This window comes from Acinetobacter ursingii DSM 16037 = CIP 107286, from assembly GCF_000368825.1.
GTDB lineage: Bacteria > Pseudomonadota > Gammaproteobacteria > Pseudomonadales > Moraxellaceae > Acinetobacter > Acinetobacter ursingii.
Genome location: NZ_KB849711.1, coordinates 102,520 through 126,758 on the forward strand (window position 1 = coordinate 102,520; position 24,239 = coordinate 126,758).

A 24,239-nucleotide genomic window follows, 5' to 3' on the forward strand; every position below is an offset into this window, starting at 1 on the left:
TTGGAAAAAAAGAAGAATTTAAGAAAGTGCTAGCAATTTTAAGAAAGAAAAAGCCTGATAGGACAAGGATCCTATGAAATTTGTCGTGTACAGAGGTAATTTTTATGAAATCTAAAATCATGAGAAAAAGATAGAAAAGCACTTAGTCAGTTTCGGAGTATTATTTAAAACGTGGAGATGTTTTTCCTATGTTGATTAGTCAATTTATTTACGAATGAGATATAAAGTTTTATCTAATTTTTCTTTTTATCCAATTTAAAATTAGGTGCGTACACGGCCTCAACTTTCAATAAAGTATAAAAGGTGTTTGTGTAGGCAATACCCTTACTTTTGATAAGCCAAAAGAAAGCAAAAGCCTTTGTTACCCATACATAACATCCCTATTATGATGGATAACGTGTGGCATCCCTGCCACACTCGTGTATCCAAACGTTGCTTAAATTAAACTATGTAATAGTGGCGACATAAAGGTGCTCTTATCGCTATATATTAAAAACTTAGTGGAACACTGTTTCTAAAGCTTTTAAACCCACTTTGGGATCAAGTAGACCGTTGTAAATTTCAGGGATTTCACGTTCCACCCCAAAAAATTCATAAATGGCAAGCATCGCCCCACGAACTGAATATTCCACAGTAAAGACCACGTCATCTTCAATTTCCACAAACTGTCCAAGGAAAGCAAAGTTTTGTGAGCCTTGTGGAATTACCTGTGGACGATCCCCTGGTTTACGGCAGGCGAATAGGGCAGAGGCGTATGGCATCATGGCGGTAGTAACATCAGTCGTTGCCAAAACATGATCTAAAATGTCGTCAAAACCGAGCTGTTTAATCAGTTCTGTTAGGATTTCTTGCCCCGTGGCTTCGGACATTGGTTTTTTGATGTAATCGCCTATATGGTCAATTTGGAAACCGTAGCCCCATAAGGTATATAAACCTTCAGGTAAGTCGGCAAAGTGTGGCTGTGCAGGAACCACGATGGATAAATGCCAACCCGACTCATACCAAGTCATGAGTGCGCCTGTGCCTGGTTCATTGCCTGTATAGTCAATAATACGTTTAAGTAGCACGTCATCTTTCATGGTCAGAGTGAAAGACTCCCACTTATGTTCATCGACATTGCCATAAAAAGTCATTGGACGGCCAAAGTCTGGGGCTTTTTGTGCCAGCGTTTCCCAAAGCGTCCAGCCATGATCTTCTCGATGACGAATAAGGGCAGGCACGTCATGATTACCGCCATAACGTGAGTCTGCTGTAATAGAGCCTAAAGTGAAAATAGCTAAATCATTGGCTTTCAGATTAATTTGCTCTGAGCCTTCAGGCAATTGTACATATAGGCGTGAAGCGTAGCGTTCTTGAGTTTCAGCATTGGTAATGAAGTCTGCATCTGTGACATAGTGTCCAAAACGCACATCGACGCCTTGTGCGACTAACCAACGCTGTAGGGGCAGAATCATCGAGTCATATTGGTTGTACTTGGTACGTTTCACACCCGCTAAGGTATGAATGCGTGGCAATTCTTGAATAAAACGCAAGAAATAGCGTCTTAACTCTGCTGCACTGTGCCATTTTTGAAAAGCGAAAGTCGTGCGCCACATGCGCCAGAAATTGGTTTCAAAAAAGGTTTCATCAAAAAACTCATCAATGCGGCGACTGCCAATTTTTTCTTCTTTTGAAGCTAATAGGCGCAGCATCTGTGCACGATGTAGCGTATTCAGACCAAGCTTTGCTGCATCCGCAATGACATGTTCGGCATCAATCAACCGTGCATTGGCGTGGGTTTTCACTTTTTCATTAAACTCACGACATTCTTCACGCACCGACATGTCTGGATTTTCCAAAGATGGAATACTGGAAAATAAGTCCCATAGGCACAAATAAGTTTCATCGGTCAGCATTCGCCCACCACGTGTTACCCAAGCTTGCGCGGCATGCGGTGTATGTCCACCATCCATCGAACCACCTGAAATATCGAGTTCTTCTAAAATATGGATATTTTTGGCAGGGACTTTGGCATCACGGATTGCAAATGCAGCAGCAGCCATACCTGCGATACCACCACCAATAATCCAAAGATGGGACTGTTGCGCGTCTAATGGGGTGCGCTTCTTATTTTGCATGGTTCACCTTTAATTATGATGTTAAAAATTATGAAGTAAAAAAATTGGTTTAGAAAAACCTTAAAAATAGTATGTCTTTTTATATATGAAAAATGTATGAAATGGGAAGCAATCCCCTCATTATATTTTGTAATCAAAAATAGACGTATGATGGCTATTTTTAATACACATTTGTCTTTTTATTAAAATTGAATATGATCTAAATAATTGATGTTAATGTTTATTGTTGAGTAATTGCTCTATTGTTGTTTTCACTATGCCGTATGCTAAATTTCTTTAAAAATAGGCTTTTTATTTATCATTAAAAAATATCTTTGTACACGACAAAAAAAGATAACTCATTGAAATAATGGCATAATACTTGTTTTCTGACGACGAATATGATGACACATTTCAATGAGTTACATCTCATCTTAAACAAATATCTAAAGTGGAACAAGTCACATGCAAAATGTTTTACACTGATTATGCTTGCATTAATTGTAAAACAGACATGTAATCTTTCTTCTGCATCTAAAGCCTTACCCATCAAGTGATTACCACAATCATTTTATCGACGTATACAACGCTTCTTTGCAGATCAGTATTTCGATTATCGTCAAATTTCTCAGTTAATTTTCAATATATTTTCATTCGATAAAGTCCAATTAACTTTGGATAGAACTAATTGGAAATGGGGAAAACGAGATATTAATATCTTGATGTTAGCCATCGTCTATCGTGGAATAGCGATACCTATTGTTTGGACATTGCTCAATAAACGTGGAAATTCAGATACAAAAGAGCGTATTGCTTTGATTCAACGCTTTATCTCCATTTTTGGTAAAGATCGTATTGTGAATGTGTTTGCAGACAGAGAATTTATCGGTGAGAAATGGTTTACATGGTTAATTGAAAATGACATTAACTTCTGTATACGTGTTAAAAAAACTTTATTGTGACCAATCACTTAGCCAAGAATCATAAAATTAGTGATTTATTTCGTCATCTTCAAGTTGGTCAAACTGAATGTCGTAAACGACGTATTTGGGTTGGTCGAGTGAAACTGTATATTAGTGCGCTACGATTAGAAGATGGAGAGCTTTTACTTGTTGTTTCTCCTATGTTTAATGCTTCTGCTATTCGTGATTATGCATTACGCTGGGAAATCGAAACGTTATTTAGTTGTCTCAAAGGACGTGGATTCAATCTTGAAAATACTCGTTTAACAGACCCACCCTAGACGAGTCAAGAAATTGATAGCAGTGCTAGCTATCGGTTTCTGTTGGTGCTATTTAACAGGTGAATGGCAACATGATCGGAAAAAAGCGATAAAAATAAAGAAGCATGGACGACTTTCAGTAAGTTTATTTCGCTACGGTTTGGACTATGTTCAAATGGCTATTCTACGTTTGATTGGTTTTGGAAAAAAAGAAGAATTTAAGAAAGTGCTAGCAATTTTAAGAAAGAAAAAGCCTGATAGGACAAGGATCCTATGAAATTTGTCGTGTACAGAGATCTGTGTTATAGCGTTTTAAAACATCAGACTGCCTATCAAAGAGATTATTTATTAGCCGAATAATCTCAAAACCTGATTGACTACCAAGACGGTATCTCAGGTCGCTGACTTCACATATATTAAAACTCATTCAGATTGGGTCTAAACCACATTTATTATTGATGTTTTTTCATGTGCAATTGTTGGCTGGAAAGTATCAACACGTAAGAATACAGATATGGTGCTTGATGCGCTGAGTTATGTATCGTCTTTTGAGCTTGAAGCAATGTACGATTATAAGATTAACCCGTTAGGTCAGGTGGCCTAACTTAAATAAAAAAGTCTCCGACAAACCCGGTACGGTTCAGTTTTTGCATAGACCCAAGTGTTAAATCATCATTACGATTCTTGCGGACCACACCATGGGCACGTGAAAAAGTAGAAAGCTTATATTTATACGTCTTACGCCAAAAGGCAAAACAGAAACCGTAGCCCCAAGCAACACCCCTCTCATCATAAAATTATACCAGTCAGTAAAACACCTTTAGATTAAGCATGTGTATGTTGGTTATTATTGTTGATTATCACAATAAATTAGTGACCAAAAATCAAAGTATCCTACCCTACCTTAAATTACACCACACAAAACAAAAACTCTATATAACTGTTATATATAGGATTTATTAAAATACCGATTATGTTATTTAGTGTATTTTATGTTGGTGACTCTTGCCAAGGTTGGGGTCGCGAGTTCGAGTCTCGTTTCCCGCTCCAGATTTTGAAAAGCCTCTATTGAAAGATAGGGGCTTTTTATTTTTGATTTATATAATTTTTTTCTTCTTAATAAAGCCGTGATCGTCTTTGTATTCTCGATATCACGAAGTCATATTAAAAAACTTTGTAACCAAGATGTGACCAAATTGTGCCCACGTTATAAAAATGAGCTCAATTGATCTTAAATGATTTGAAACTGTGTACAAAAAACACTCTAAAAAATGAAGTACCTAAGGTCAATTTTTCTCTCTTTAGATGACAATGATCCACTATTTTTCTTTCTCAATCGTAATTTGTGACCAAGGCATTTTTTTGTGACCATTTGTGACCAAAACACTATTCAACAACATGATTTTCATTCATATTTTTAAAAACTAATAAATCTCCCACCTCTCCGTTAAGAGCAATACAAATCTTATCAATAGTTTCAAATGACTGATCAGCTCTGTCCCATTCATCATGAACATATGACTCTAATTGGTGGTCATTTAATTTGTAAATCGTGTGCTAATGAGAACGTAATCCATGTGCAAGAACAGCATTCAGCTGAAATACAGAAGCATCTTTTACAGCAAAGACTTTCAAATTCAGGGTTAGGGTTAAGGAAAAGATACATCCACTGTGGTTTTAAAAACTTTAGCATCACGAAAGTAGCCCAAGAAGATGCAGTGAATCACTACCAATGCTTCGCTCAAAAACTCATTTCTGGTGAATCCTGTAATCTTGCTTTATTAGGCTCTTCAGGTAATGGCAAAATGCATCTTAGTGCTTCGATTATCCGAAATATATTACACAGCAGTTTTTGCTCAGTGAGGTATTTTATTAGTGCAGAGATTGCACAAAAGATGATGGATTCATGGTCTGATCATAGCTCTAGCGAAGATGAAATTATTCGACAGTTAACGAGTTTTGATTTATTGGTCATTGATGAATATGAAATACACGATCGCCATGAGAAACGTCTGGAAATGGTGCATAAAGTTTTATACAGTCGTTATGATCAGATGAAGTCAACCTTACTCATTTCTAACTTTTCTCTTGCTCAATTTGAGAGATTTAGGAACCAGACTTTGGTCTAGACTGCATGAAAATGGTTTGATGATTGTGCCGTGCTATTAGGATGACTATCGGAAACGTTAAAAAGATCACTCATAAATAGAAAGTGTCCGCTATCATAACTGTTAAGCGGACTTTCTATTTTGGGCTTACAATGCTAACTTTTTATAAGCCGTATTATGTTAATTTTAGATATTCTTCACTTAACACTTAGCCACTATTAGCTAAGTGTAGTAGTTTCTGAACATAATCAACTGCGCTTTGATCAACATCCTCAGAAGTTGGATTACTTTCTGTACCGTAAAATGCATAGATTGGTTGGTAATCAGCCTCGACATATAAAGCGGTTAACTCAAAAGGATAAAGTGCTTGATTTAACGGTAACTGATATCGTCCTGTACCCGAGTAATCTTTTGATTTAATACCAGCAGAAACAGCAAGCATAATTTTTTTATTTTTCAGCTTATCACCTGTTGAACCATAAGCCCAACCATATGTAAAAACTTCATCTAACCACTGTTTAAACAATGGTGGACAGTTAAACCAATAAATAGGAAATTGGAATATCAAATTTTCATGCTCTTCAATAAGGGACTGTTCCTTAGCAACATCAATTACTCCATTTGAATAAGCCTTATAAATTTCATGAACTGTAAATTCATCAGGGTGTTTTCTTAGCTCTTCAGCCCACCGTTGATTTACAACAGATTCATTGATTTGAGGATGTGCGACTATTACTAACGTCTTCTTCATCGTTGAAGTACTCTATTTAGTTTTAAAATTGATGAAACAATTATATATTTGCGCTTTACTAAATATAAGTACGGTACTTAATGTTATATACTATACAAAATGATAGTACAGGAATTTAAAATGAGTGAATGTGTTCCATCAAATACACCCCTAACAAATACAGGGTTTGGATATACTCTTTCTCTGATTAATGGAAAGTATAAAATGATCATTATGTACTGGCTTTATGAATATAAAGCAGTAATGCGATTTAACGAGCTACAACGCTCTATAGGTAACATTTCATTCAGAACTCTTAGCAATACGCTTAAAGAAATGGAGAGAGATCACCTTATTATTCGTAAGGAATATCCTCAAATACCTCCAAAAGTAGAATATAGCCTTTCCGAACGAGGATTATCTTTAATCCCTTTATTGGATATGATGTGTAAATGGGGAGAACGCAATAAAAATCTTTAAAATTAACTTATTTAACATAATGGTGCTTATACGAAGTCGCTATATTAATTTTATTTAAAACAATTGCTTGTATTAATTTTAAAAGCCCAGTCTCTCCAGATCGGGCTTTTTTCTGGATTTTTCACGCTCCACGCCTATTCTTTGATCAAAGTTCCACAACGTTGCTTAGCTTGAGTAAATATTCAATTTTGTATTTGTTTAAGTTGTCGAGCAAAAGCTAAAAGCTCAATCTTTTTATCTTCATCTAGACTATAGAATATTTAATTCAATTCTGCTAAGTCATCTGTGGGTGCATAAAAAAAGATAATGGGAATTCCAATATCTTTGCTATCTGCGAAGCCAGCAGAACGTAAGGAGTATACTTACCTCTTTCGTATTGATTCATTCGGGCACTAGTCGATGATTCATCGCTACCCACTAAAATACCAAGCTTTTTCTGAGATAGCCTTTTAACTTTACGTGCAAAACCTAATCGTGTTGCAAATATATTTGAAATATTCAATTCCATCAGGGTGTGTTGACATTTCGCGATCAAATACTGATCTATAAAGATAGCCATAAAAATATGCAAGCCAGAGCAACTGAACTTTCATAATTTCTTTTGAGCTTATCATACCGAGTGGCTATTTCTCTAAATTGCTTTAATCTACAAAACGTGTTTTCAACTAAATGCCTGATCTTATATAAATACCACTCCATATGATCGTTATTTGACTGACTATTCGATTTTTTAGGTATATTCGCTTTAGTGCCTGTCTGTCTAATCTGTTCTCTTAATGGTTCTGAGTCATAGCCCTTATCTGCACATACCATGTCTGTTTCGGTTAACTCTAATTTCGATATTAACTCTGGCGCAATTTTAACATCATGCGTGGTTCCATCAGTAATCATAGAATCAATAGGGTGACCATGCGCATCAACAATTAAGTGTATTTTTGAGGATTTTCCTCCCACACTTTTAGAAATGGCTTGATTAGGGATACCGCTGAATGTTGATGAGTACGAACATGAGAGCCATCAATAAAAATCCACTCCATCTCTGAATGAGATGCCAATAACTTCAATAATATAAGAAACTTCCCACTGTTTGACCAACGATTAAAGCGTTTAAAATTGAATTAGATTGGCCAAAAGCAGAAGGAATATCTCGCCAAGGACAGCCTGTTCTCATTCTATATAGAATAGTTTCAATAAACTTACATAAATTTGAGTTGTGATGAATAGATAAATTACGCAAAATAGCTTTCAACTTTTGCCAGTGTTGATCTGTCAGCATGGTAAGAGGCATAACGAATAGTAAAATTGGGTTTGGCGATTTAATTTTACTATTTCGCTATTTTTTTATACTAAACATGTCAACACACCCTAATTAACAATGAAAAAATATGCAGCCTACTCAACTCTGTGAATCAGATGAATATCACTTAAAACAGCGCAATAAAATAGAAAAAAACTATTAATAAAATCAAAACTATCAATTTTACAGATTATAAATCTAAATTCATAATTAACACATATTCCGAAGTTAATCTTAAAGCAGAGATAGAGCAACTTCCTCAAGGATGTTTCTCCCAACTAACATCCTTTTCAGCCCAACCACTCTCTTATCGGTTGGGTTTTTTTTATCTTCAGTTTTATTATCCAAATATCTTTTTATAGTAATGTTCATTTATCAAAGATCAAGCAAAAAAAAGCCCAACCTTGGGGAAAGCTGGGCATATAAAAAGTAAAACTTTTAAAACAATTCGTTTGAGAAACTAAAATTCGACCAAACCAGTCAAGATTTCTTGATGCAATTATCTAAAAAAATTTGATTGATGTAAAGCGTATTTATATAAATTACTATGTTTTTTTCCTGATTTTTACCATTCTTTACAGAGCGGCATCACACTTCTTCATATTAATGGTTAATGTTTTAACAATTTTATCTTTTTAAACCAAACAAACATCATTCGATTTAATTTTTTAGTGTGATTAATTTCACATTAATACACATAAAAATAATAAATTTGGCATGATATTCACTTTAAAGAAAAATATTTAAAAGTTTTTATCAATTAAAAATAAATTAATAATTTAATTTTACAATCAAAAAACACGCTTCTTTTTACGCTTACTTACATTTTTTGGGTAGCAATCAAGCTTCTAGCTAATTGTAAAAATAGTAATTTTTTTCAGGTTGACAAGATTTATTTCAAATGATCACTTTTTATTCAGATACTTAGCTGACCCAAGAGCCTTGACTCTGCCTGTTTTTAATATCATTGACTTCATAAATTGTTACAATACAATGACCGCAGCTTAATTTTCTTGTTAACGCTGGAAACTACTATGAAAAAACTCGGTTTAGCCACTGCTTTACTTTTAGCCATGACCGGTGCTCACGCATATCAAGTTGAAGTTCAAGGTCAATCAGAATTTGTAGATACGACTGCGAATGATAAAAACTTTACAGGTGACCTTAACGGTACATTCTATTTAAAGGATGTTGATGCATCTAAAGGCCCTTTAGCTGAAGCCGCATTTTTGAACCAAGCTTCTAGCGTTTCGCTTGGTTATAGCTATCAGCAATATGATGTGAAAGATGGTATTAATTACCACATTGGCACTTATGGTGCAAAAGGTGAAGCTTATCTTCCAACACCTTATGTTCCTGTTTATGCAAGTGCATCTTATAACCATACCGATGCTGATGGTAAAAATGAGATCTCTCGTGATGACCACGGTGACCGTTACTCACTTGAAGTTGGTGCAATGTTGCTTCCTAACTTCTTAATGGCTGTCGGTTATACCAGCGTGGCTGATCAATTCTCTTTAGATACTTTTGGTATCATGAACAATGGTATTTACTCGGCAGTCAATCAAACTGCTGCGATTCAAGACGATCAAGATGCTGTGACTGCACGTGCGAAGTATGTGGGTCCAATCGACGGTACGAATATGGCAGTCGGTTTTGAAGTTGCTGGTGCGTTTGGTCAGGAAAATCAATATGGTTTAAAATCTGATCTTTACTTAACACCAAAACTCAGTGTTGGCGCAACATTTATTGGTAATGATGGCGAAGCAAACATTAAAGGTGATGATTTAGGTCGCTTTAGACAAGCTTGGGGAGCGAATGTAAATTACTTCATTACTCCAGCTGTTGCGGTGGGTGCATCTTACCTGAAAGCAGATGTTCAAGGTTCAGATCTTGATACGCAAACGATCGGTTTGAACGCTAAAGTTCGTTTCTAATAGATTCTAACTTTACAAAAAAAGAGGACTCAAATTGAGTCCTCTTTTTTTGCGTTAGGTGGTTCGCACAACATTTAAGAAATATAAATGGCGTTCATATTGATCAATAATGTCCTGAATCAAATCTTCTTGTGTCCAGTCCATCACATCATAATTCTGACCACCCTCTCGTAGAAACACCTCTGCCTGAAAATATTCTTCATTTTCGGTAGCTTGATCTTTCACCATGAAGCTTGGTGGCACTGTTTCACGTGAAACCACATTATAAATAAAGTTAATTTCATCATGGTGATCCACTTTCAACACCAAACCATTTTCAGTGTTTTCTATTTTTGCTGTCAAATGTCGACGACGGAATTCTTTTTGAATACTTTCAAAGGCCCTATTCACTGTCGTCTGAATATATTCATCCACTTCCTGCTTGGAATGCGGATAATGCATAATCAAGCCTAAACGCTGTTGCCAACTACGCGGATTTTGAATCGCGCGCGGCGTAGTACGCGCCTCTTGGATTGACTGCATTTTGGTACTGTCAATCCTCAGTGCTTTAATTAAACCCCAACAAATCAATAACATGATCACCGTGAAAGGCAAAGCACTCATGATGGTTGCCGATTGCAAGGCGGTTAAACCACCTGCCAGCAATAAAATAATGGCCAAGGCTGCCATGACCACAATCCAGAACAGACGTTGCCATACAGGTGAATCATCGGATTTTGCAGTCAGATAATCGACCACCAGTGCACCAGAGTCTGCGGATGTCACAAAAAATAAAATCACCAGAATCGTGGCCAGTAAACTCATTACACCAGATAGAGGCAATGTGCCCAAAAACTCGAATAATGCAACCGATGAATCGCCTTGTATCGCGCTAAGTAAACCTATATTTCCATCATGTAAGACACTATAAAGCCCCGCATTGCCCATAAATCCCATCCAGATCAGGGTGAATCCAGTCGGAATAAATAAGACGCCAATGATAAACTCACGAATGGTGCGACCTTTGGACACTCGAGCAATAAACATTCCCACAAATGGTGACCATGAAATCCACCATGCCCAATACATAATCGTCCAGCCACCAATCCAGCCTGTAGGTTGATAGGCATAAAGATTAAAAGTCATATCAAACAGGTTAGAAACATATTGTCCTGCATTTTGGATAGTCGTTTGCAGCAGATAAATGGTTGAGCTAGCAAAAAATACGAACAGCAATAAAATGACAGCCAATGCCAAATTAAGTTCAGCAAGACGTTTAATCCCTTTATCGAGTCCTAATCCGACAGACAGACTCGCCATGGCACTGACCACAACAATCAGGATAATTTGTGAAGTCGCGGAGGTTTGCAAACCAAATAAATAGTTCAGACCCGAACCAATTTGAGTGACACCAAATCCGAGCGTGGTCGCCACCCCAAAAATAGTTCCAATCGTTGCAAAGGTATCGACCGCATCGCCTGCTGGCCCATAAATTTTCTTACCAATCAAGGGATAGAGTGAGGAACGAATTTTTAGAGGAAGATTATGTCGATAGGCAAAGTAGGCCAGTGACAAGGCTACTATGGCGTAGATCCCCCATGCATGTAAGCCCCAGTGGAAAAAGGTAACACGCATCGCTTGCTGTGCAGCAAGAATGGTTTCAGGCTCTCCTGTCGGGGGCGTGACATAATGCATAATCGGTTCTGCCACACCAAAAAACATAAGCCCAATCCCCATCCCCGCAGTAAATAACATGGCGAACCATGAACTATTACTGTATTCGGGTTGACTATGATCAGGACCGAGTTTGATTTTACCACTTGGAGAACATGCAATAATAATCAGCAAAATCAAAAAGAAAGCAACTGACAAGACATAAAACCAGCTAAACGACTCAGTAATCCAGTCTTTCAACTGCTGAGTCAATAATTCAAAGGAATTGGGTGCAATAATGACAATTGCGAGAAAGATCGCGATAATTGCGAGTGTACTGAAAAACACATTTGGATTGATATTACTCATCCAAGATGACGTTTTGGAAGGCATAGATCCCCCAGATTATTTTTTAATAAAAACGTGATCTCTCGATCACAGAAGACAACACAAAAAAGTGGCAAGAATATATAAGAGGATATTGATCTTAAAAAGTAAGAGCCGCTATCTCTCACCCTTTGTATTTTATGGAGATTTTTCATTAGAAACGTTGTAGAGCTGTAACAAAACTTTATTGATCGTTATAAATTCAATCTTTTGGACTGTGTCGCGTGTACTGCAATGCAACTAAACGGGTAACAATCACTGCCAAATACATAACCCCTCCAAACATCTGGATAATCGCAATGACTCGGGCTGCTGCACCTGAAGGCACAATATCGGAAAGACCTGTAGCGGATTGCAGACTAAAGCTTAAAAAAAGGATGTCTAACCAGCTTTTTAAGCCAATATGTTCAGGCTTAATAAAACTGTTAGGATCGATCAACTGACAAATATTGTAGAGAAAAGCAAAGCCCCATGCCAATAAAGTAAACACTGCTCCAGCCGCAAACATTTCATCTTTGGTCAAATAACGATCGGCAAACATATAACGTAATAAACCATAAGCCGCATAAAAATAAGCCAGACTCTCAAAAATATGAGCTGTAATTTGTATGGCTGGTTCGCGATAACCTAGCAGAATTAGAATTGAAAAAAGTAATGCACCACTCACAAAGAATAAGCCCAGCGCAGTAAAAGCAGGTGATTGGCGTATGACTTTGGCAATAAGCAATAATGCCAATGCACCCAATACCCAGCTGATGGCACGATAAGAAATATGACTATCATGGCTAATAGATGAAAGAATTAAAATAAAAAACTGAACGATCAATAACCATGCTGAAGGTAATAAGCGAAAGCCTTTCCAAAAATCTCTGAATGCCTGCATGTCATATCCTATATTTTTTGTTCTTTTATCAAAAAATTTGTTTTAAGGTTTTTCTATCTTCTCTTGCCCTATCACCAAGAGTAAAGATCATCTATGTAAAAATGTTTCACAGAAAATGATCAAAACACTGTAACTTGTTACAGTCGACTATCGCATAATATTTTTAAATAATTCAATAAGGTTATAACAAATGAAACGCGCTTCAGTTTTTCTCAGTTTGAGTCTGGTTTTAGTATTGACCGCTTGTGGTAAAACCAATCCAATGCTGGAACAGCATCCTGACTATATTGGGAACTGGCAAAGTAATACCGACAGCTTAAAAATTGAAAAAAATGGTCAAGTAACCTATAAACACAATGAACATCAGGATCAGAAAACCTCAGATCGTGAAGTCAGCCTGACAGAGCACTCCGATATCAAAGCCAGTATTACCCAATTTGATGAGCATAGTTTTGAAATTGGACAAGGTGATCTGGGTAAAAGTTTTAGTGTTGAGCATGCGCCCTATCAAGAAAATGGCCAATGGAAAATGCAAGTGAATGGTCAGATCTATACTAAAAAATAAGTCACAACAAAAATAATGTCGCTCAATTGATCATTGATAAATTTGATCGCATAAAAGCAAAAGTCCTCGTTCTAACGATGACTTTTGCTTGAAGAATTTTAAAGTTTAATGATCTGAAGCACCAGAGATGCCGACACCTGTCATTGAGCGAACATATTGTGCATCAAATGCTTTACGTTCTGCTTTGGCACGTGCTGAATGATCTGTGATTGAGAAGAACCAGCAACAGAAGAATGACAGTGGCATTGCAAAGATTGCAGGGCCATTAAATGGATTGATTGGTGTATCAGAAATCTTCAAGGTATCTACCCACACAGCTTTAGAGAGAATAATCAGAACAACCGCAGTTAATAAACCGACGACTCCACCAATAACCGCACCACGTGTTGTTAAACCTTTCCAGAACATCGACAAAACCAGAATTGGGAAGTTGGCACAACATGCAACCGAGAAAGCCAATCCCACCATGAATGCGACGTTTTGCTTTTCAAACAAAATCCCTAAAATCATCGCAAAGATCGCAAGACCCATGGTTGCAATTTTAGACATGCGTAATTCAGACTCAGGTGTTGTTTGACCTTTTCTAAAGACGTTGGCATACAAGTCATGTGAAATTGCAGATGCACCTGAAAGAGTTAAACCTGCTACAACCGCGAGAATCGTTGCGAAAGCCACTGCTGAAATAAAGCCCATGAACAAGTCGCCGCCTAATGCATCACTTAAATGCACTGCTGCCATGTTGTTACCACCAACGAGCTCTAATTTACCTGTTACCGCAGCTTTTGCCACATCAAGGAACTGTGGATTGTTTGAGACAAACAGGATTGCACCAAAACCAATAATAAAGGTCAGCAAATAGAAATAACCAATAAAACCTGTTGCCACAACCACTGATTTACGTGCTTCTTTCGCATCTTTTACGGTAAAGAAACGCATCAAAATATGTGGCAGACCTGCTGTACCAAACATTAAAGCCAAGCCTAGTGAAAGCGCATCAATCGGATTGGATGCCAAGCTACCTGGCCCCATGATTTTGCTCGCCTCTTCAAAGCTGATATGACGCACATTTGAATAGACATCAATCGCTTGGGTAAACATATTACTGAAGCTAAAACCAACCGCTTTCATGACCATGAAGGCCATAAAAGTTGCACCTGAAAGTAATAATACTGCTTTGATGATCTGTACCCATGTTGTCGCTAACATACCACCGAAAATTACGTAGGCCATCATCAGTAAGCCCACAATAACCACAGCAATATTATAGTTCAAACCGAATAATAGTTTGATTAACTGTCCCGCACCGACCATTTGTGCAATCAGATAGAATGCAACCACGACCAATGAACTAAATGCAGCCAAAGTACGTACTGGCTTTTCTTCCAGACGGAACGACACTACATCTGACAGGTTATATTTACCTAAATTACGTAAGCGTTCTGCAATCAGGAATAAAACGATTGGCCAACCCACCATGAAACCCAGTGAATAAAGTAAGCCGTCAAAACCAGAGCTAAACACCATCGCGGAAATACCAAGAAACGATGCTGCCGACATATAGTCACCCGCAATCGCCAGACCATTTTGGAATCCTGAAATTCCGCCGCCCGCAGTATAGAAATCTTTGGTATTTGTGGTTTGCTTGGCTGCCCATTTGGTAATGAACAGGGTTGCACCCACAAAGATCACAAACATGATAATGGCATGCCAGTTCGTTGCTTGCTGCTGTGCTTGACCTAGATCAGGACTTGCCATGGCAGCTGTGGACAACATCGCACTTGCTGCTATTGCGGCCTGTGTCTTGAATGAATTCCATTTCATCATTAGTGTAATCCTTTCTCGTGAGTAATCGCCTCAACTTCTTTTAATGCATCTTCATTCAGTTGATCGAGGGTATTATTGGCAATGTAGGAATACACTGCACACAATACAAAGGACAATACGATAATGCCTAAACCTAAAGGAATTCCCCAAGTTGTCACACCACCACTAAATGAACTCATTAAAAATTCTTTGTTGTAACCGACCAGTAGCATGAAGCCGACATAAACAAACAGCATGATTGCTGTCAATGTCCAACTGAGTCTCGCTTTCTTGCTTACCATTTCTTTAAATTTTGGATTTTGTAGAATTCGCTCTACCTGAACGTCATCCATAAACTACTCCTTTTACAGCGACCGTCGATGGGCGCTTTTTAATCCTTTTTCTTTACGCTACTAAATTAACAAGCTTGTATGAGGTTCGTAACTTAGACTTTGGTCGCTAAATTTTGTACAACATGACAAGCTTTGTGACGGCTTAAGGTATGATAGTCCAAGCGTTGAACAGTTTAGGTGCTATGAACAGCTGGCTTATTATTGGGGTATTGGCCCTTTATATTTTAGTCTTATTCCTGTGTGCTTTTTTTGGTGAAAAGCATGCCAGTCGTTTGAGTACACGCGGACGAATGTTGCTGTTCAGCTTAACCTTAGGCGTTTACTGTTCCTCATGGACATTTTATGGTGCGACAGGTGCTGCTGTTCGTGAAGGCATCATTTTCCTGCCGATTTATTTAGGGCCACTGCTATTTATTTGGTTCGGCTACGATATTTGGCGCCGTCTGGGACGAGTCCGCCGCCACCATGCAATTTCTTCGATTGCCGATTTTATTGCTGCACGTTATGGCAAAAGCGGGACATTGGCTTCGCTTGTCACAATCCTTGCCGTGATTGCCATCATTCCCTATCTGGCCTTGCAACTACGTGCTATTGCCCTCAGTGCTTCGGTGGTACTTGATCAGGGGCCGCATTTAAATACCACCACCAACAGTGTTCTGTTAATGACTGGCGTTCTGGCCATACTGGCTATGATGTTTGGGACGCGCCAGATTGCCAATACCGAACAACATGGTGGTTTAATGCTGGCGGTAGCATTTGAATCATTCGTTAAACTTTCTGCGCTGATCTGTGTCGCATTGTTTTTTATTTTTGAAACGCCGAATAACCTGCGGCAAATCAGTCATGACGTGGCCAAAACTTTTCATGAAGTGCAATTATTTGGTGTTCCAGAAACTTTCTGGATTCAGACTTTACTTGCAGGTCTGGCGATTATTTGCTTGCCACGCCAGTTTCATGTCGCGGTGGTCGAGCTGCGTGATGAAAAACATATTCGTGGCGCTCGGCGTTGGTTTGCGGTGTATCTGATTTTAACCACGCTTGCCATTATTCCCATCGCCAGTTGGGCGCTACATGCGGCACCTCAGTTTTTAACAATTCCAGATGTCGCGGTGCTGTCCTTGCCGCTCAGTTATAATCAGGAATGGCTCACCCTGCTGGCTTTTTTGGGTGGTTTTTCTGCTTCTACAGGGATGTTGCTCGTGTCTTCGGTAGCACTGTCGATTATGCTAAGTAATGACTTGATCATGCCTGCATTGTGGCGCTTTAACCTGATTTCGCGCCACGATACCCGTTTGCCTCAAATGCTAAAATTTACCCGTCGCATCTGTATTTTAGCGGTGATGTTACTGGGTTTTTTATTTTTTCATTTCTTTAATGATATCGATCAACTTTCTGTTTTTGGCCTATTGGCCTTTAGTGCCGTTGCACAGTTTGCTCCAGCCTTGATTGGAGGATTGTACTGGCGTGGTGGTAGCCGTCAGGGGGTTTATGCAGGCTTAATTGTTGGCTTCTTGATGTGGATGTACACGCTGCTACTGCCTACCATTTTAATAAGTTTACCTGATCAATATCAGGATTTTTCCTATCACTTTCTTCACTCAGGTCCTTTCGATATTAGCTGGTTACGCCCAGAAGCACTCTTGGGTTTTGAATCTTTTGCACCCTTGACGCATGGGGTGATTTGGGCGCTGGGTCTAAATATTATTTTATATGTCTGGATTTCCCGTATTTATCGTCCAAGTGTGGCAGAACAAATTCAGGCAGAAAGTTTCTTTTATTATGAAACCAAGCCTTTACCTGCACAACATACCTCGACAGATATGAGTTATTTGCATCATGATGCCGCGCGACTGCGGGTAGGTGATCTGATTACACTCGCCAAGCGTATTACGGGTGATCGTCCAACCCAACACGCATTTGCACAATTTAGTAGTCAAAACAACGTCCTCTTAAATGAACACAGTTTTGCCAATGGTATGTGGTGGCGTTTTACTGAACAATATCTGGCGGGAACCATTGGCGCTGCCTCTGCACGAACTTTGCTCACCACGGCCATGGTCAATAATGGTCTGGCTTTGGGACAAGTCGCCAATATTCTGGATCAGGCATCACAATGGCAACGCTTTAACCAAAACTTGTTGATGACTATGATTGATCACATGACACAAGGCGTGAGTGTCGTTGATGAAAACATGTGTCTGGTCGCATGGAATAACCAATACTTAAAGCTGTTTGATTATCCTAAAGATTTGGTCTATGTCGGCTGCCCGATTGCAGATCTGATTCGTTATAACGCCGAAAGGGGTGAATGTGGGCCGGGTTCCGTCGAAGAACATGTCCGCAAGCGTATTCACTGGATGCAAGTGGGAAGCGCTCATGAATTTGAACGTATTCGTAAAGATGGTCGTGTCATTCAGATGCGCGGCAACCCGATTGAAGGGGGTGGTTTTGTCACCACTTTTGCTGATATTACCGCGTTCCGTGAAAATGAGGCGGTGCTAGAAGCACGAGTGATGGATCGAACTCAACAGCTCGCGGATGCTTTAACTGAACAGCAATTGGCACGTGAACAGGCAGACAAAGCCAATATGTCGAAAAGCCGATTTATTGCCGCTGCCAGTCATGATTTGCTCCAACCGATGCATGCGGCTCGCCTGTTTAGTACCGTACTTGAACAAAGTGTGCATAGTGAACAAGAACGTCAAACCCTGCAACAACTTGACCGCGCTCTTTATGGGGCTGAAAGTATGCTATCAGCCCTGCTAGATATTGCCCGACTAGAAGGCGGTTCATTACAGCCGAAACGACAGGCTTATCCTTTGCATGATTTACTGAGTGATTTATCGCTGCAATTTAAATCAATTGCTGCGCAGCGCAATATTCAGCTCAAAGTCCATGATGCCCAATTCTGGATTGATACCGATCCACAGTGGATTCGACGCATTATTCAAAATTTTGTGAGTAATGCCTTGCGCTATACCGCCTCTGGGCGTGTGGTGGTGGGTGTATTGCGTTCAGCTAGAAAACCTCAACATATCCGCATCGGGGTATGGGACACAGGTCCGGGTATTGCGGAAGAACAACGGATTAAACTGTTTCAGGAATTTGAGCGTTGTGGTCATACCTCGCCATGGGGTGAACAAGGTTTAGGTCTGGGTCTAGCGATTGTACAACGGATGACCAGCCTGCTGGATTATCCTGTAGAGGTTTACTCTGAGCTTGGAAAAGGTTCCACTTTCATGATTGAAGTGCCTACCGTTCCAGCACCACAAAAGACGGTTGCCGCCTTGCAACAGAATACGGCTATTCTGGCAACAGGTTATCGGGTGCTGTGCTTGGATAATGATGAAACCATTTTGGATGGTATGGCCGCTTTATTGTCGAAATGGGGCTATGATGTATTTAAGGCAACTGAACCAGAACAAGCCTTGACTATTATTCAGACTGAAAATATTCAGGTCTGGTTGATTGATCAACATTTAAATCGAGATCAACTTGGAATGGACTTTATTTTGGCACATCGCCCTGCCTCTGTGCCTGTGGCACTGATTACCGCCGATTCTGATCCTGAATTACCTCAGCGATTAAAAGAAATGAATATTGTACTGCTGAAAAAACCACTAAAACCCGCTGGATTACGTGCATGGTTATCAGGTCTAAAAATTAGTTCAGACGCATAAACGTTGAGTCGAGCTTTTGCATTTCAGAATATTACCGTGACCTTTCAAGATGAAAATTGGCGTTTTATTTTGACAAATAGGCAAAAGTGCTCAGAAAATGAGCCTTTTGCTATTCCCCAATTGACCAAAGTTTCCAATTCACAATCCACTATGGCAAAGTCTCACCAATTTGTAATAAAACATGCGCATAGTTAGTTACAATTACATAATATATTGTTTTTTATAAATATTTAACAATTAAAATCCTATATTAAACTTTAGTCTAATACCCCTTGCTTTCTGAATACCGCATAACAAGAAAAGTAAAAAGTCGATTCCATGATGCGCGTGAGCTTCACTATTTTGGCTCATCCAAAAACAGCATGGAAATTCGCAGAATTATTTTCAAGGACAAAAATCATGAATATTTCAGAGGCAGTTCCTCACGGTCAACATCAATCACTTCAGTTCTATCGTGAATACAGCGCCAATGCCTTACTCCCAGACATCGACTGGCAAGCGTTATTTCCTCATAGCAAACTTAATCCAACCCATGTGCAAGCCCTAGAAAGTATATATCGCAGTGCAGTGCCTCTGGCATTGAATGTCTTCAATGAACTTCACTTTGATGTATTTGCTCCTGCTGCCTATCATCCACAAGGTTTGGGTTTATTTGACAAACTTGCACAGCAAGAAAGTACACTGCTTGCAAGCCTTGAAGCGGAAACTGCGACTCTGGATCATGCGACACGCCACCAAATCTGGAGCATGTTACTCCGTGGTGGTGCAGTTTTAGTCTTTAAGGCGTGGTTAGGTCGTGTTAAAAATAACAATGATAAACTTGATACCACTCAATTTGATGAGCTTTCTGATTTACTGTTCATTAAAACTCCTCCACAGCAACTCGCACAACATTTAGCTGTCGAAGCCAATGCTGATTTGGATCATATCTTTTTAATGTGTGGCGATGATATTTTCCTTGATCGTTTTAACAGTCTGGAAACAGCGGCTTTATTTGTTGATTTGGGCGTTTATGATGCGGCTTTTTTGAGTTTGCGTGATGATCGTGTTGCAGATTATCTCAAACAAAAAGGTTATGTGACTCAAGAACAAATTGATGATTTGCAATGTGCGCTCAATCCGCTGTATTGCGACAACGTGACCTTAAAACAAGATTGTCTCGCATAAAATCATGCAGTGATCTAAACCAGTTAGACTAAACGGGTTTAGATCATGTTGAATACATCTGCACCTGTTGTGTCATGGTCATCCTCGTACAGACACCTCTTAACGTAATGCACCAATATAATGATGCGGTACCTCTTCCTGCTGAAGTTCGGCTTGTAATTCTGGACTTGTACTTCTCAATCCAGAAAGGTTGCCTTCGATCTTTGAACTAGCTTTTAGACTTTGAGTGGTAACACCATTTAAAATCTTGTCTAATTTCTCTGCCAAATTTTTAAGCTCACGATCATCCACCGATGCAGCCAAGTGCATGATTTCTTGGGCGTAGTCGTTATTTTTTGCCATATAGACGGCATCCACCACTCGTCCAGTTTCACGGCGCAACCTGACATAAAGCTGAGTCGCCAAGCTAAATAATTCATTATTGACCAATGGATCATCTGTATAGATTGTTTTCATGTTTTCACTCCTGATTGATTTAAACCCCAACGTCCTGCGGGCATTCGCAGGACATCGTTATGGCTCGCACTCCGATTAAGGAATGTGTTCTCCATGTTGAGCCAGATCCAATCCAAGTTGTTCTTGTTCTTCATTCACTCGAAGCCCGATCATCTTATCGAGAACAAATAAAATAATGAATGAAATCAGTGCACTGTAAATAAAGGTGACGATTGCACCAAGTGCCTGTACGCCGACATGTGCTTCTGCGCCTGATAAAGTTTTTTGCGCAAATACACCCGTGAGAATGGCCCCTACAATGCCTCCTACACCATGAATCCCAAAAACATCCAAAGAATCATCGGCTTTGAGTAATCGTTTTAGACCTGTGGCTCCCCAGTAACAGCACACACCTGCCAAGACACCGATCATCAGCGCACCGCTAACGCCGACAAAACCAGAAGCTGGTGTAATCGCCACCAGTCCTGCGACTGCGCCAGAACATGCCCCTAATAAAGTGACTTTTTGACGCGCTAAATATTCAACCAAGCACCATGTCAAAGCCCCTGCTGCGGTCGCAATTTGAGTCACTAACATCGCCATACCTGCACGGCCATCGGCTGCGCCTGCCGAACCTGCGTTAAACCCAAACCAGCCGACCCAAAGCAATGAAGCGCCAATAAAGGTGTACATCAAATTATTTGGAATAAAAGGTTCGCGACCATAACCACGACGCTTGCCTAACATATAAGCACAGACTAGCCCTGCGGCACCTGCATTAATATGCACCACCGTGCCACCTGCGAAATCCAGTGCACCTAGTTGAGCCAACCATCCACTTGGTTCCCAGACCCAATGGGCAACCGGCACATAGACCAATAAAATCCAGAACACCATAAACAAGATCATGCCTGAAAAACGCATGCGTTCAGCAAACGCCCCTGTAATCAACGCAGGTGTAATGATGGCAAAGGTCAACTGGAACATGATCCAAACGCTTTCTGGAATGCTGGGCGCAATATGACTCACCGAAAGCTTTTGTTGTACTAAATTGAAGTCAACTCCATTCAACATGACCCGATCCAGTCCACCAATAAATGGCGAATGAGGCGTAAACGCCAGACTATAACCAATGACCACCCATAAAATAGTAGAAATGCTTACAATCGTTAGACTTTGCAAAGAGGTTGCCAATACATTCTTTTTACGCACCATTCCTGCATAAAACAAAGCAATGCCTGGAATGGTCATCAATAAAACCAGTGCAGTTGAGGTGAGCATCCACGCTGTATTTCCTGCGCTAATTGTACTCATATCGGTCATATATGGTGCAGTTTCTGCCCAGCTCTGCTGGGTCATAAAAACCATGCTTAATAGTGCAATCGCTGCATATTTCAATTGATTATTCTTCACACGTATCCCCTAAAGCCATTTGTATCTGCCTTTTTTGTAATTACTATTTAAATGCTGACTAGACTGGATTTAGCAAAAAACGCGCCAATGATTTCTGTTTATTTCTTTTTTTAATTGAATTAGTTAATTTAATAACGATAAATGTGATGCATTTATCACTTTGATAAAATCATGAATTGGATTACCACTGAATTGCGTCATCATGCATGCTTTTTTCAAGCCATAAAAAAGGATCTCCTGAGAGATCCTAATCATGAAAATACATACTTATTCACGTGCTTTATTTTCTTTTTTCTTCAATATTTAAAGCATTAATGGCCAGAACTGCCTGAGTACGATTTTGCACGCCTAACTTTCTGAAAATTGCGGTGACATGGGCTTTAATGGTCGCTTCTGAAACATCCAGTTCATAGGCAATTTGTTTGTTCAATAACCCTTCAGCCACCATCATCAAGACACGGAACTGCTGTGGTGTGAGTGACTGAATACGCTCTGCCAATTCAGTTTCATCGGCAGCGCGCGGGTCAAAACTCACATTATTGGGTAAGTTTGGCGGCAACCAGATTTCACCTTCCAAGACCTGACGAATCGCTTCACCAATATGGCTCGGATGAGCTGACTTTGGAATATACCCCATTGCCCCATGTGCGATGGCACGTTGAATAATCGAGGCTTCTTCGTGTGCAGAAACCACAATAATCGGAATAGAAGGATACTGCGCCCGCACATGAACCAGCGCTGAAAAGCCAGACGCACCTGGCAGGTTTAAGTCCAGCAACACCAAATCAGGTTCAGAACCACTTTCCAGACGCTCATAAAACTCATTGACGGCAGCAGTCTCATGAATCTGCGCCTGAGGAAAACTATATCGCACAGCTTGAATGAGAGCATGACGAAACAGCGGATGATCATCAACGATTAATATATTCATAAGCGAAATGAGAAATCTTTGGCACGGTCAGATTAATTCTAACCATACTCTGGCTATTAAGGATATGTCATATTATCCCAATTTTTGTCCAAATGTCGGATCAGTCGTTCATTTTGATCAATTTTTTCCATTTTTACGGTCAAGAAAAAGTTCATCAATTTTTGATATAATCCCAGTTTGAAATAATATAAATATATGATTTTATATTATATTTATAATATTCAAATAGTTATGCCTATAAAAATCAAGATTATCGTCATGCGAGCGATATATCTAAAAAAAAGATAAGTTTTGGTCATTTCCTTATTTTACCTAGACCGCTCAATAGGAATTAATAAAGACAGTTTTATTAATGTGATTGAGTTTATTCATGTCTAGTTCTCATGCTTCGTTAAATCCTTTAAATATTGTTGCGGTTTCTGGTGGTTTAAATACCCCTTCTAAAACAGAAGCACTGGTTCAGGAAATTTTAAATGAACTGGGTGAAGCCACCCCGATCAATGTCCATTTTATTAAATTTAGTGAAATTGGACATTTATTAGGGGGTGCGATTTATCGCAATCAATTACCACAACGGGTACAGGATGATTTAGCCAAAGTTGAAGCTGCGGACGCACTCATTGTGGGTACTCCCGTTTATCGTGCTTCATTTACGGGTTTATTTAAGCATTTTTTTGATTTTGTTGAACAAACTGCGTTGGTGGATGTTCCTGTGCTTTTGGCAGCATCAGGCGGTAGTGATCGCCATGCATTGGTACTAGAACATCAGTTACGTCCCTTGTTTAGCTTCTTTCAGGCTCAAACTTTACCCATTGGTGTCTATGCGACAGATCGCGACTTTACCCCTGAGTACACCATTAAAAGTGAATTATTGCGCGATCGCATTACGTTAGCAGTCGCCCGTGCTTTACCTATTTTGGAATGGGCACCTGCCAAAGGTCAACGCGCTGAAGTGATCAAATCCAAAACTGAGCAAGCCAATCAAAATCTGGGCATTAACAAACAAATTGAACAGGATGAAGTGCTTCCTTCAGCAGCAGTTCCAAGTCTGGATGCGGCTGAATCACGCCTACATCATAAAATTAATAAGAATTTAAAAACCAATGTCGCTTAAGACGAC

General features: G+C 39.4%; 16 protein-coding genes and 5 pseudogenes. 10 read left to right on the forward strand and 11 right to left on the reverse strand.

Annotation, left to right across the window (positions count from 1 at the left end; genetic code table 11):
- Nucleotides 1-497 precede the first annotated feature (497 nt).
- Entirely contained in the window at nt 498-2,117 is a 1,620-nt protein-coding gene (locus tag F944_RS01480) for an oleate hydratase (protein ID WP_004985753.1), read from the reverse strand.
- A gap of 383 nt (nt 2,118-2,500) precedes the next feature.
- Between F944_RS01480 and F944_RS16915 the strand changes: the two are divergent.
- From F944_RS16915 to F944_RS16920, 3 pseudogenes are all read left to right on the forward strand, one after another.
- Nucleotides 2,501-3,595, forward strand: a pseudogene (locus tag F944_RS16915) (IS4-like element ISAba33 family transposase).
- Nucleotides 3,596-3,715: 120 nt separating this feature from the next.
- Nucleotides 3,716-3,850, forward strand: a pseudogene (locus F944_RS16560) (IS3 family transposase); the annotation flags it as partial.
- Between the two features lie 113 nt (nt 3,851-3,963).
- Nucleotides 3,964-4,086: pseudogene (locus F944_RS16920) on the forward strand (VF530 family DNA-binding protein); the annotation flags it as partial.
- 618 nt (nt 4,087-4,704) lie between these two features.
- On the opposite strand, the gene F944_RS17220 reads toward F944_RS16920, so the two are convergent.
- Nucleotides 4,705-4,869: a helix-turn-helix domain-containing protein gene (locus F944_RS17220; protein ID WP_126624527.1), complete on the reverse strand. Its 165-nt coding sequence runs from the start codon at nt 4,867-4,869 to the stop codon at nt 4,705-4,707.
- On the opposite strand from F944_RS17220, the pseudogene F944_RS01500 reads away from it, so the two are divergent.
- A pseudogene (locus F944_RS01500) lies at nt 4,800-5,487 on the forward strand (ATP-binding protein). The gene F944_RS17220 and the pseudogene F944_RS01500 sit on opposite strands and share 70 nt — an antisense overlap.
- A gap of 147 nt (nt 5,488-5,634) precedes the next feature.
- Here F944_RS01500 and F944_RS01505 read toward each other — a convergent pair.
- Nucleotides 5,635-6,177 carry an NAD(P)H-dependent oxidoreductase gene (locus F944_RS01505; protein ID WP_004985760.1) on the reverse strand — a complete coding sequence of 181 codons (543 nt, stop codon included), beginning with the start codon at nt 6,175-6,177 and terminating at the stop codon, nt 5,635-5,637.
- A gap of 120 nt (nt 6,178-6,297) precedes the next feature.
- Here F944_RS01505 and F944_RS01510 point away from each other — a divergent pair, with 120 nt between their 5' ends.
- Nucleotides 6,298-6,636 (forward strand): winged helix-turn-helix transcriptional regulator, encoded by a 339-nt coding sequence (locus tag F944_RS01510; RefSeq protein WP_004985763.1) that lies wholly within the window; start codon nt 6,298-6,300, stop codon nt 6,634-6,636.
- Between the two features lie 543 nt (nt 6,637-7,179).
- On the opposite strand, the pseudogene F944_RS01520 reads toward F944_RS01510, so the two are convergent.
- A pseudogene (locus F944_RS01520) lies at nt 7,180-7,924 on the reverse strand (IS5 family transposase).
- A 1,043-nt stretch (nt 7,925-8,967) separates the two neighbouring features.
- Between F944_RS01520 and omp33-36 the strand changes: the two are divergent.
- Complete coding sequence (gene omp33-36 / locus F944_RS01525; RefSeq protein WP_004985773.1) at nt 8,968-9,870, forward strand: porin Omp33-36; 903 nt, start codon at nt 8,968-8,970, stop codon at nt 9,868-9,870.
- Between the two features lie 54 nt (nt 9,871-9,924).
- Here omp33-36 and F944_RS01530 read toward each other — a convergent pair whose 3' ends face one another.
- Nucleotides 9,925-11,895, reverse strand: a complete 1,971-nt coding sequence (locus F944_RS01530) for a BCCT family transporter (RefSeq protein WP_004985775.1) — start codon at nt 11,893-11,895, stop codon at nt 9,925-9,927.
- A 196-nt stretch (nt 11,896-12,091) separates the two neighbouring features.
- Nucleotides 12,092-12,772, reverse strand: a complete 681-nt coding sequence (locus F944_RS01535) for an ion channel (RefSeq protein ID WP_004985776.1) — start codon at nt 12,770-12,772, stop codon at nt 12,092-12,094.
- 190 nt (nt 12,773-12,962) lie between these two features.
- Here F944_RS01535 and F944_RS01540 point away from each other — a divergent pair, with 190 nt between their 5' ends.
- On the forward strand, nt 12,963-13,337 hold the full coding sequence (locus F944_RS01540; protein ID WP_004985778.1) for a hypothetical protein: 375 nt from the start codon (nt 12,963-12,965) through the stop codon (nt 13,335-13,337).
- Between the two features lie 105 nt (nt 13,338-13,442).
- Here the strand turns inward: F944_RS01540 and F944_RS01545 are convergent, their stop codons facing one another.
- Entirely contained in the window at nt 13,443-15,158 is a 1,716-nt protein-coding gene (locus tag F944_RS01545) for a cation acetate symporter (protein WP_010588677.1), read from the reverse strand.
- A 2-nt stretch (nt 15,159-15,160) separates the two neighbouring features.
- Nucleotides 15,161-15,493: a DUF485 domain-containing protein gene (locus F944_RS01550; RefSeq protein ID WP_004985785.1), complete on the reverse strand. Its 333-nt coding sequence runs from the start codon at nt 15,491-15,493 to the stop codon at nt 15,161-15,163.
- Nucleotides 15,494-15,675: 182 nt separating this feature from the next.
- On the opposite strand from F944_RS01550, the gene F944_RS01555 reads away from it, so the two are divergent.
- On the forward strand, nt 15,676-19,173 hold the full coding sequence (locus F944_RS01555; RefSeq protein ID WP_010588676.1) for a hybrid sensor histidine kinase/response regulator: 3,498 nt from the start codon (nt 15,676-15,678) through the stop codon (nt 19,171-19,173).
- A gap of 399 nt (nt 19,174-19,572) precedes the next feature.
- Nucleotides 19,573-20,340 carry a hypothetical protein gene (locus tag F944_RS01560; protein WP_004985787.1) on the forward strand — a complete coding sequence of 256 codons (768 nt, stop codon included), beginning with the start codon at nt 19,573-19,575 and terminating at the stop codon, nt 20,338-20,340.
- A gap of 99 nt (nt 20,341-20,439) precedes the next feature.
- Here F944_RS01560 and F944_RS01565 read toward each other — a convergent pair whose 3' ends face one another.
- The 3 genes from F944_RS01565 to F944_RS01575 all read right to left on the reverse strand — a co-directional run bounded on the left by F944_RS01565 (nt 20,440) and on the right by F944_RS01575 (nt 23,119).
- Nucleotides 20,440-20,796, reverse strand: coding sequence for a hypothetical protein (locus tag F944_RS01565; protein WP_004985788.1), 357 nt, complete (start codon nt 20,794-20,796; stop codon nt 20,440-20,442).
- A 75-nt stretch (nt 20,797-20,871) separates the two neighbouring features.
- Nucleotides 20,872-22,188, reverse strand: a complete 1,317-nt coding sequence (locus F944_RS01570; RefSeq protein ID WP_004985800.1) for an ammonium transporter — start codon at nt 22,186-22,188, stop codon at nt 20,872-20,874.
- 280 nt (nt 22,189-22,468) lie between these two features.
- Complete coding sequence (locus F944_RS01575; RefSeq protein WP_004985802.1) at nt 22,469-23,119, reverse strand: response regulator; 651 nt, start codon at nt 23,117-23,119, stop codon at nt 22,469-22,471.
- A gap of 370 nt (nt 23,120-23,489) precedes the next feature.
- On the opposite strand from F944_RS01575, the gene msuE reads away from it, so the two are divergent.
- Nucleotides 23,490-24,233 carry an FMN reductase gene (msuE, locus tag F944_RS01580; protein ID WP_004985804.1) on the forward strand — a complete coding sequence of 248 codons (744 nt, stop codon included), beginning with the start codon at nt 23,490-23,492 and terminating at the stop codon, nt 24,231-24,233.
- Nucleotides 24,234-24,239 lie beyond the last annotated feature (6 nt).

Bases quoted from the DNA above. Each gene is read 5' to 3' on its own strand.
- F944_RS01560 (WP_004985787.1), top strand. From the start codon at position 19,573: ATGAATATTTCAGAGGCAGTTCCTCACGGTCAACATCAATCACTTCAG.
- omp33-36 (WP_004985773.1), top strand. From the start codon at position 8,968: ATGAAAAAACTCGGTTTAGCCACTGCTTTACTTTTAGCCATGACCGGT.
- msuE (WP_004985804.1), top strand. From the start codon at position 23,490: ATGTCTAGTTCTCATGCTTCGTTAAATCCTTTAAATATTGTTGCGGTT.
- F944_RS01550 (WP_004985785.1), bottom strand. From the start codon at position 15,493: ATGGATGACGTTCAGGTAGAGCGAATTCTACAAAATCCAAAATTTAAA.
- F944_RS01510 (WP_004985763.1), top strand. From the start codon at position 6,298: ATGAGTGAATGTGTTCCATCAAATACACCCCTAACAAATACAGGGTTT.
- F944_RS01530 (WP_004985775.1), bottom strand. From the start codon at position 11,895: ATGCCTTCCAAAACGTCATCTTGGATGAGTAATATCAATCCAAATGTG.
- F944_RS01480 (WP_004985753.1), bottom strand. From the start codon at position 2,117: ATGCAAAATAAGAAGCGCACCCCATTAGACGCGCAACAGTCCCATCTT.
- F944_RS01565 (WP_004985788.1), bottom strand. From the start codon at position 20,796: ATGAAAACAATCTATACAGATGATCCATTGGTCAATAATGAATTATTT.
- F944_RS01545 (WP_010588677.1), bottom strand. From the start codon at position 15,158: ATGAAATGGAATTCATTCAAGACACAGGCCGCAATAGCAGCAAGTGCG.
- F944_RS01505 (WP_004985760.1), bottom strand. From the start codon at position 6,177: ATGAAGAAGACGTTAGTAATAGTCGCACATCCTCAAATCAATGAATCT.
- F944_RS01555 (WP_010588676.1), top strand. From the start codon at position 15,676: ATGAACAGCTGGCTTATTATTGGGGTATTGGCCCTTTATATTTTAGTC.
- F944_RS01575 (WP_004985802.1), bottom strand. From the start codon at position 23,119: ATGAATATATTAATCGTTGATGATCATCCGCTGTTTCGTCATGCTCTC.
- F944_RS01540 (WP_004985778.1), top strand. From the start codon at position 12,963: ATGAAACGCGCTTCAGTTTTTCTCAGTTTGAGTCTGGTTTTAGTATTG.
- F944_RS01535 (WP_004985776.1), bottom strand. From the start codon at position 12,772: ATGCAGGCATTCAGAGATTTTTGGAAAGGCTTTCGCTTATTACCTTCA.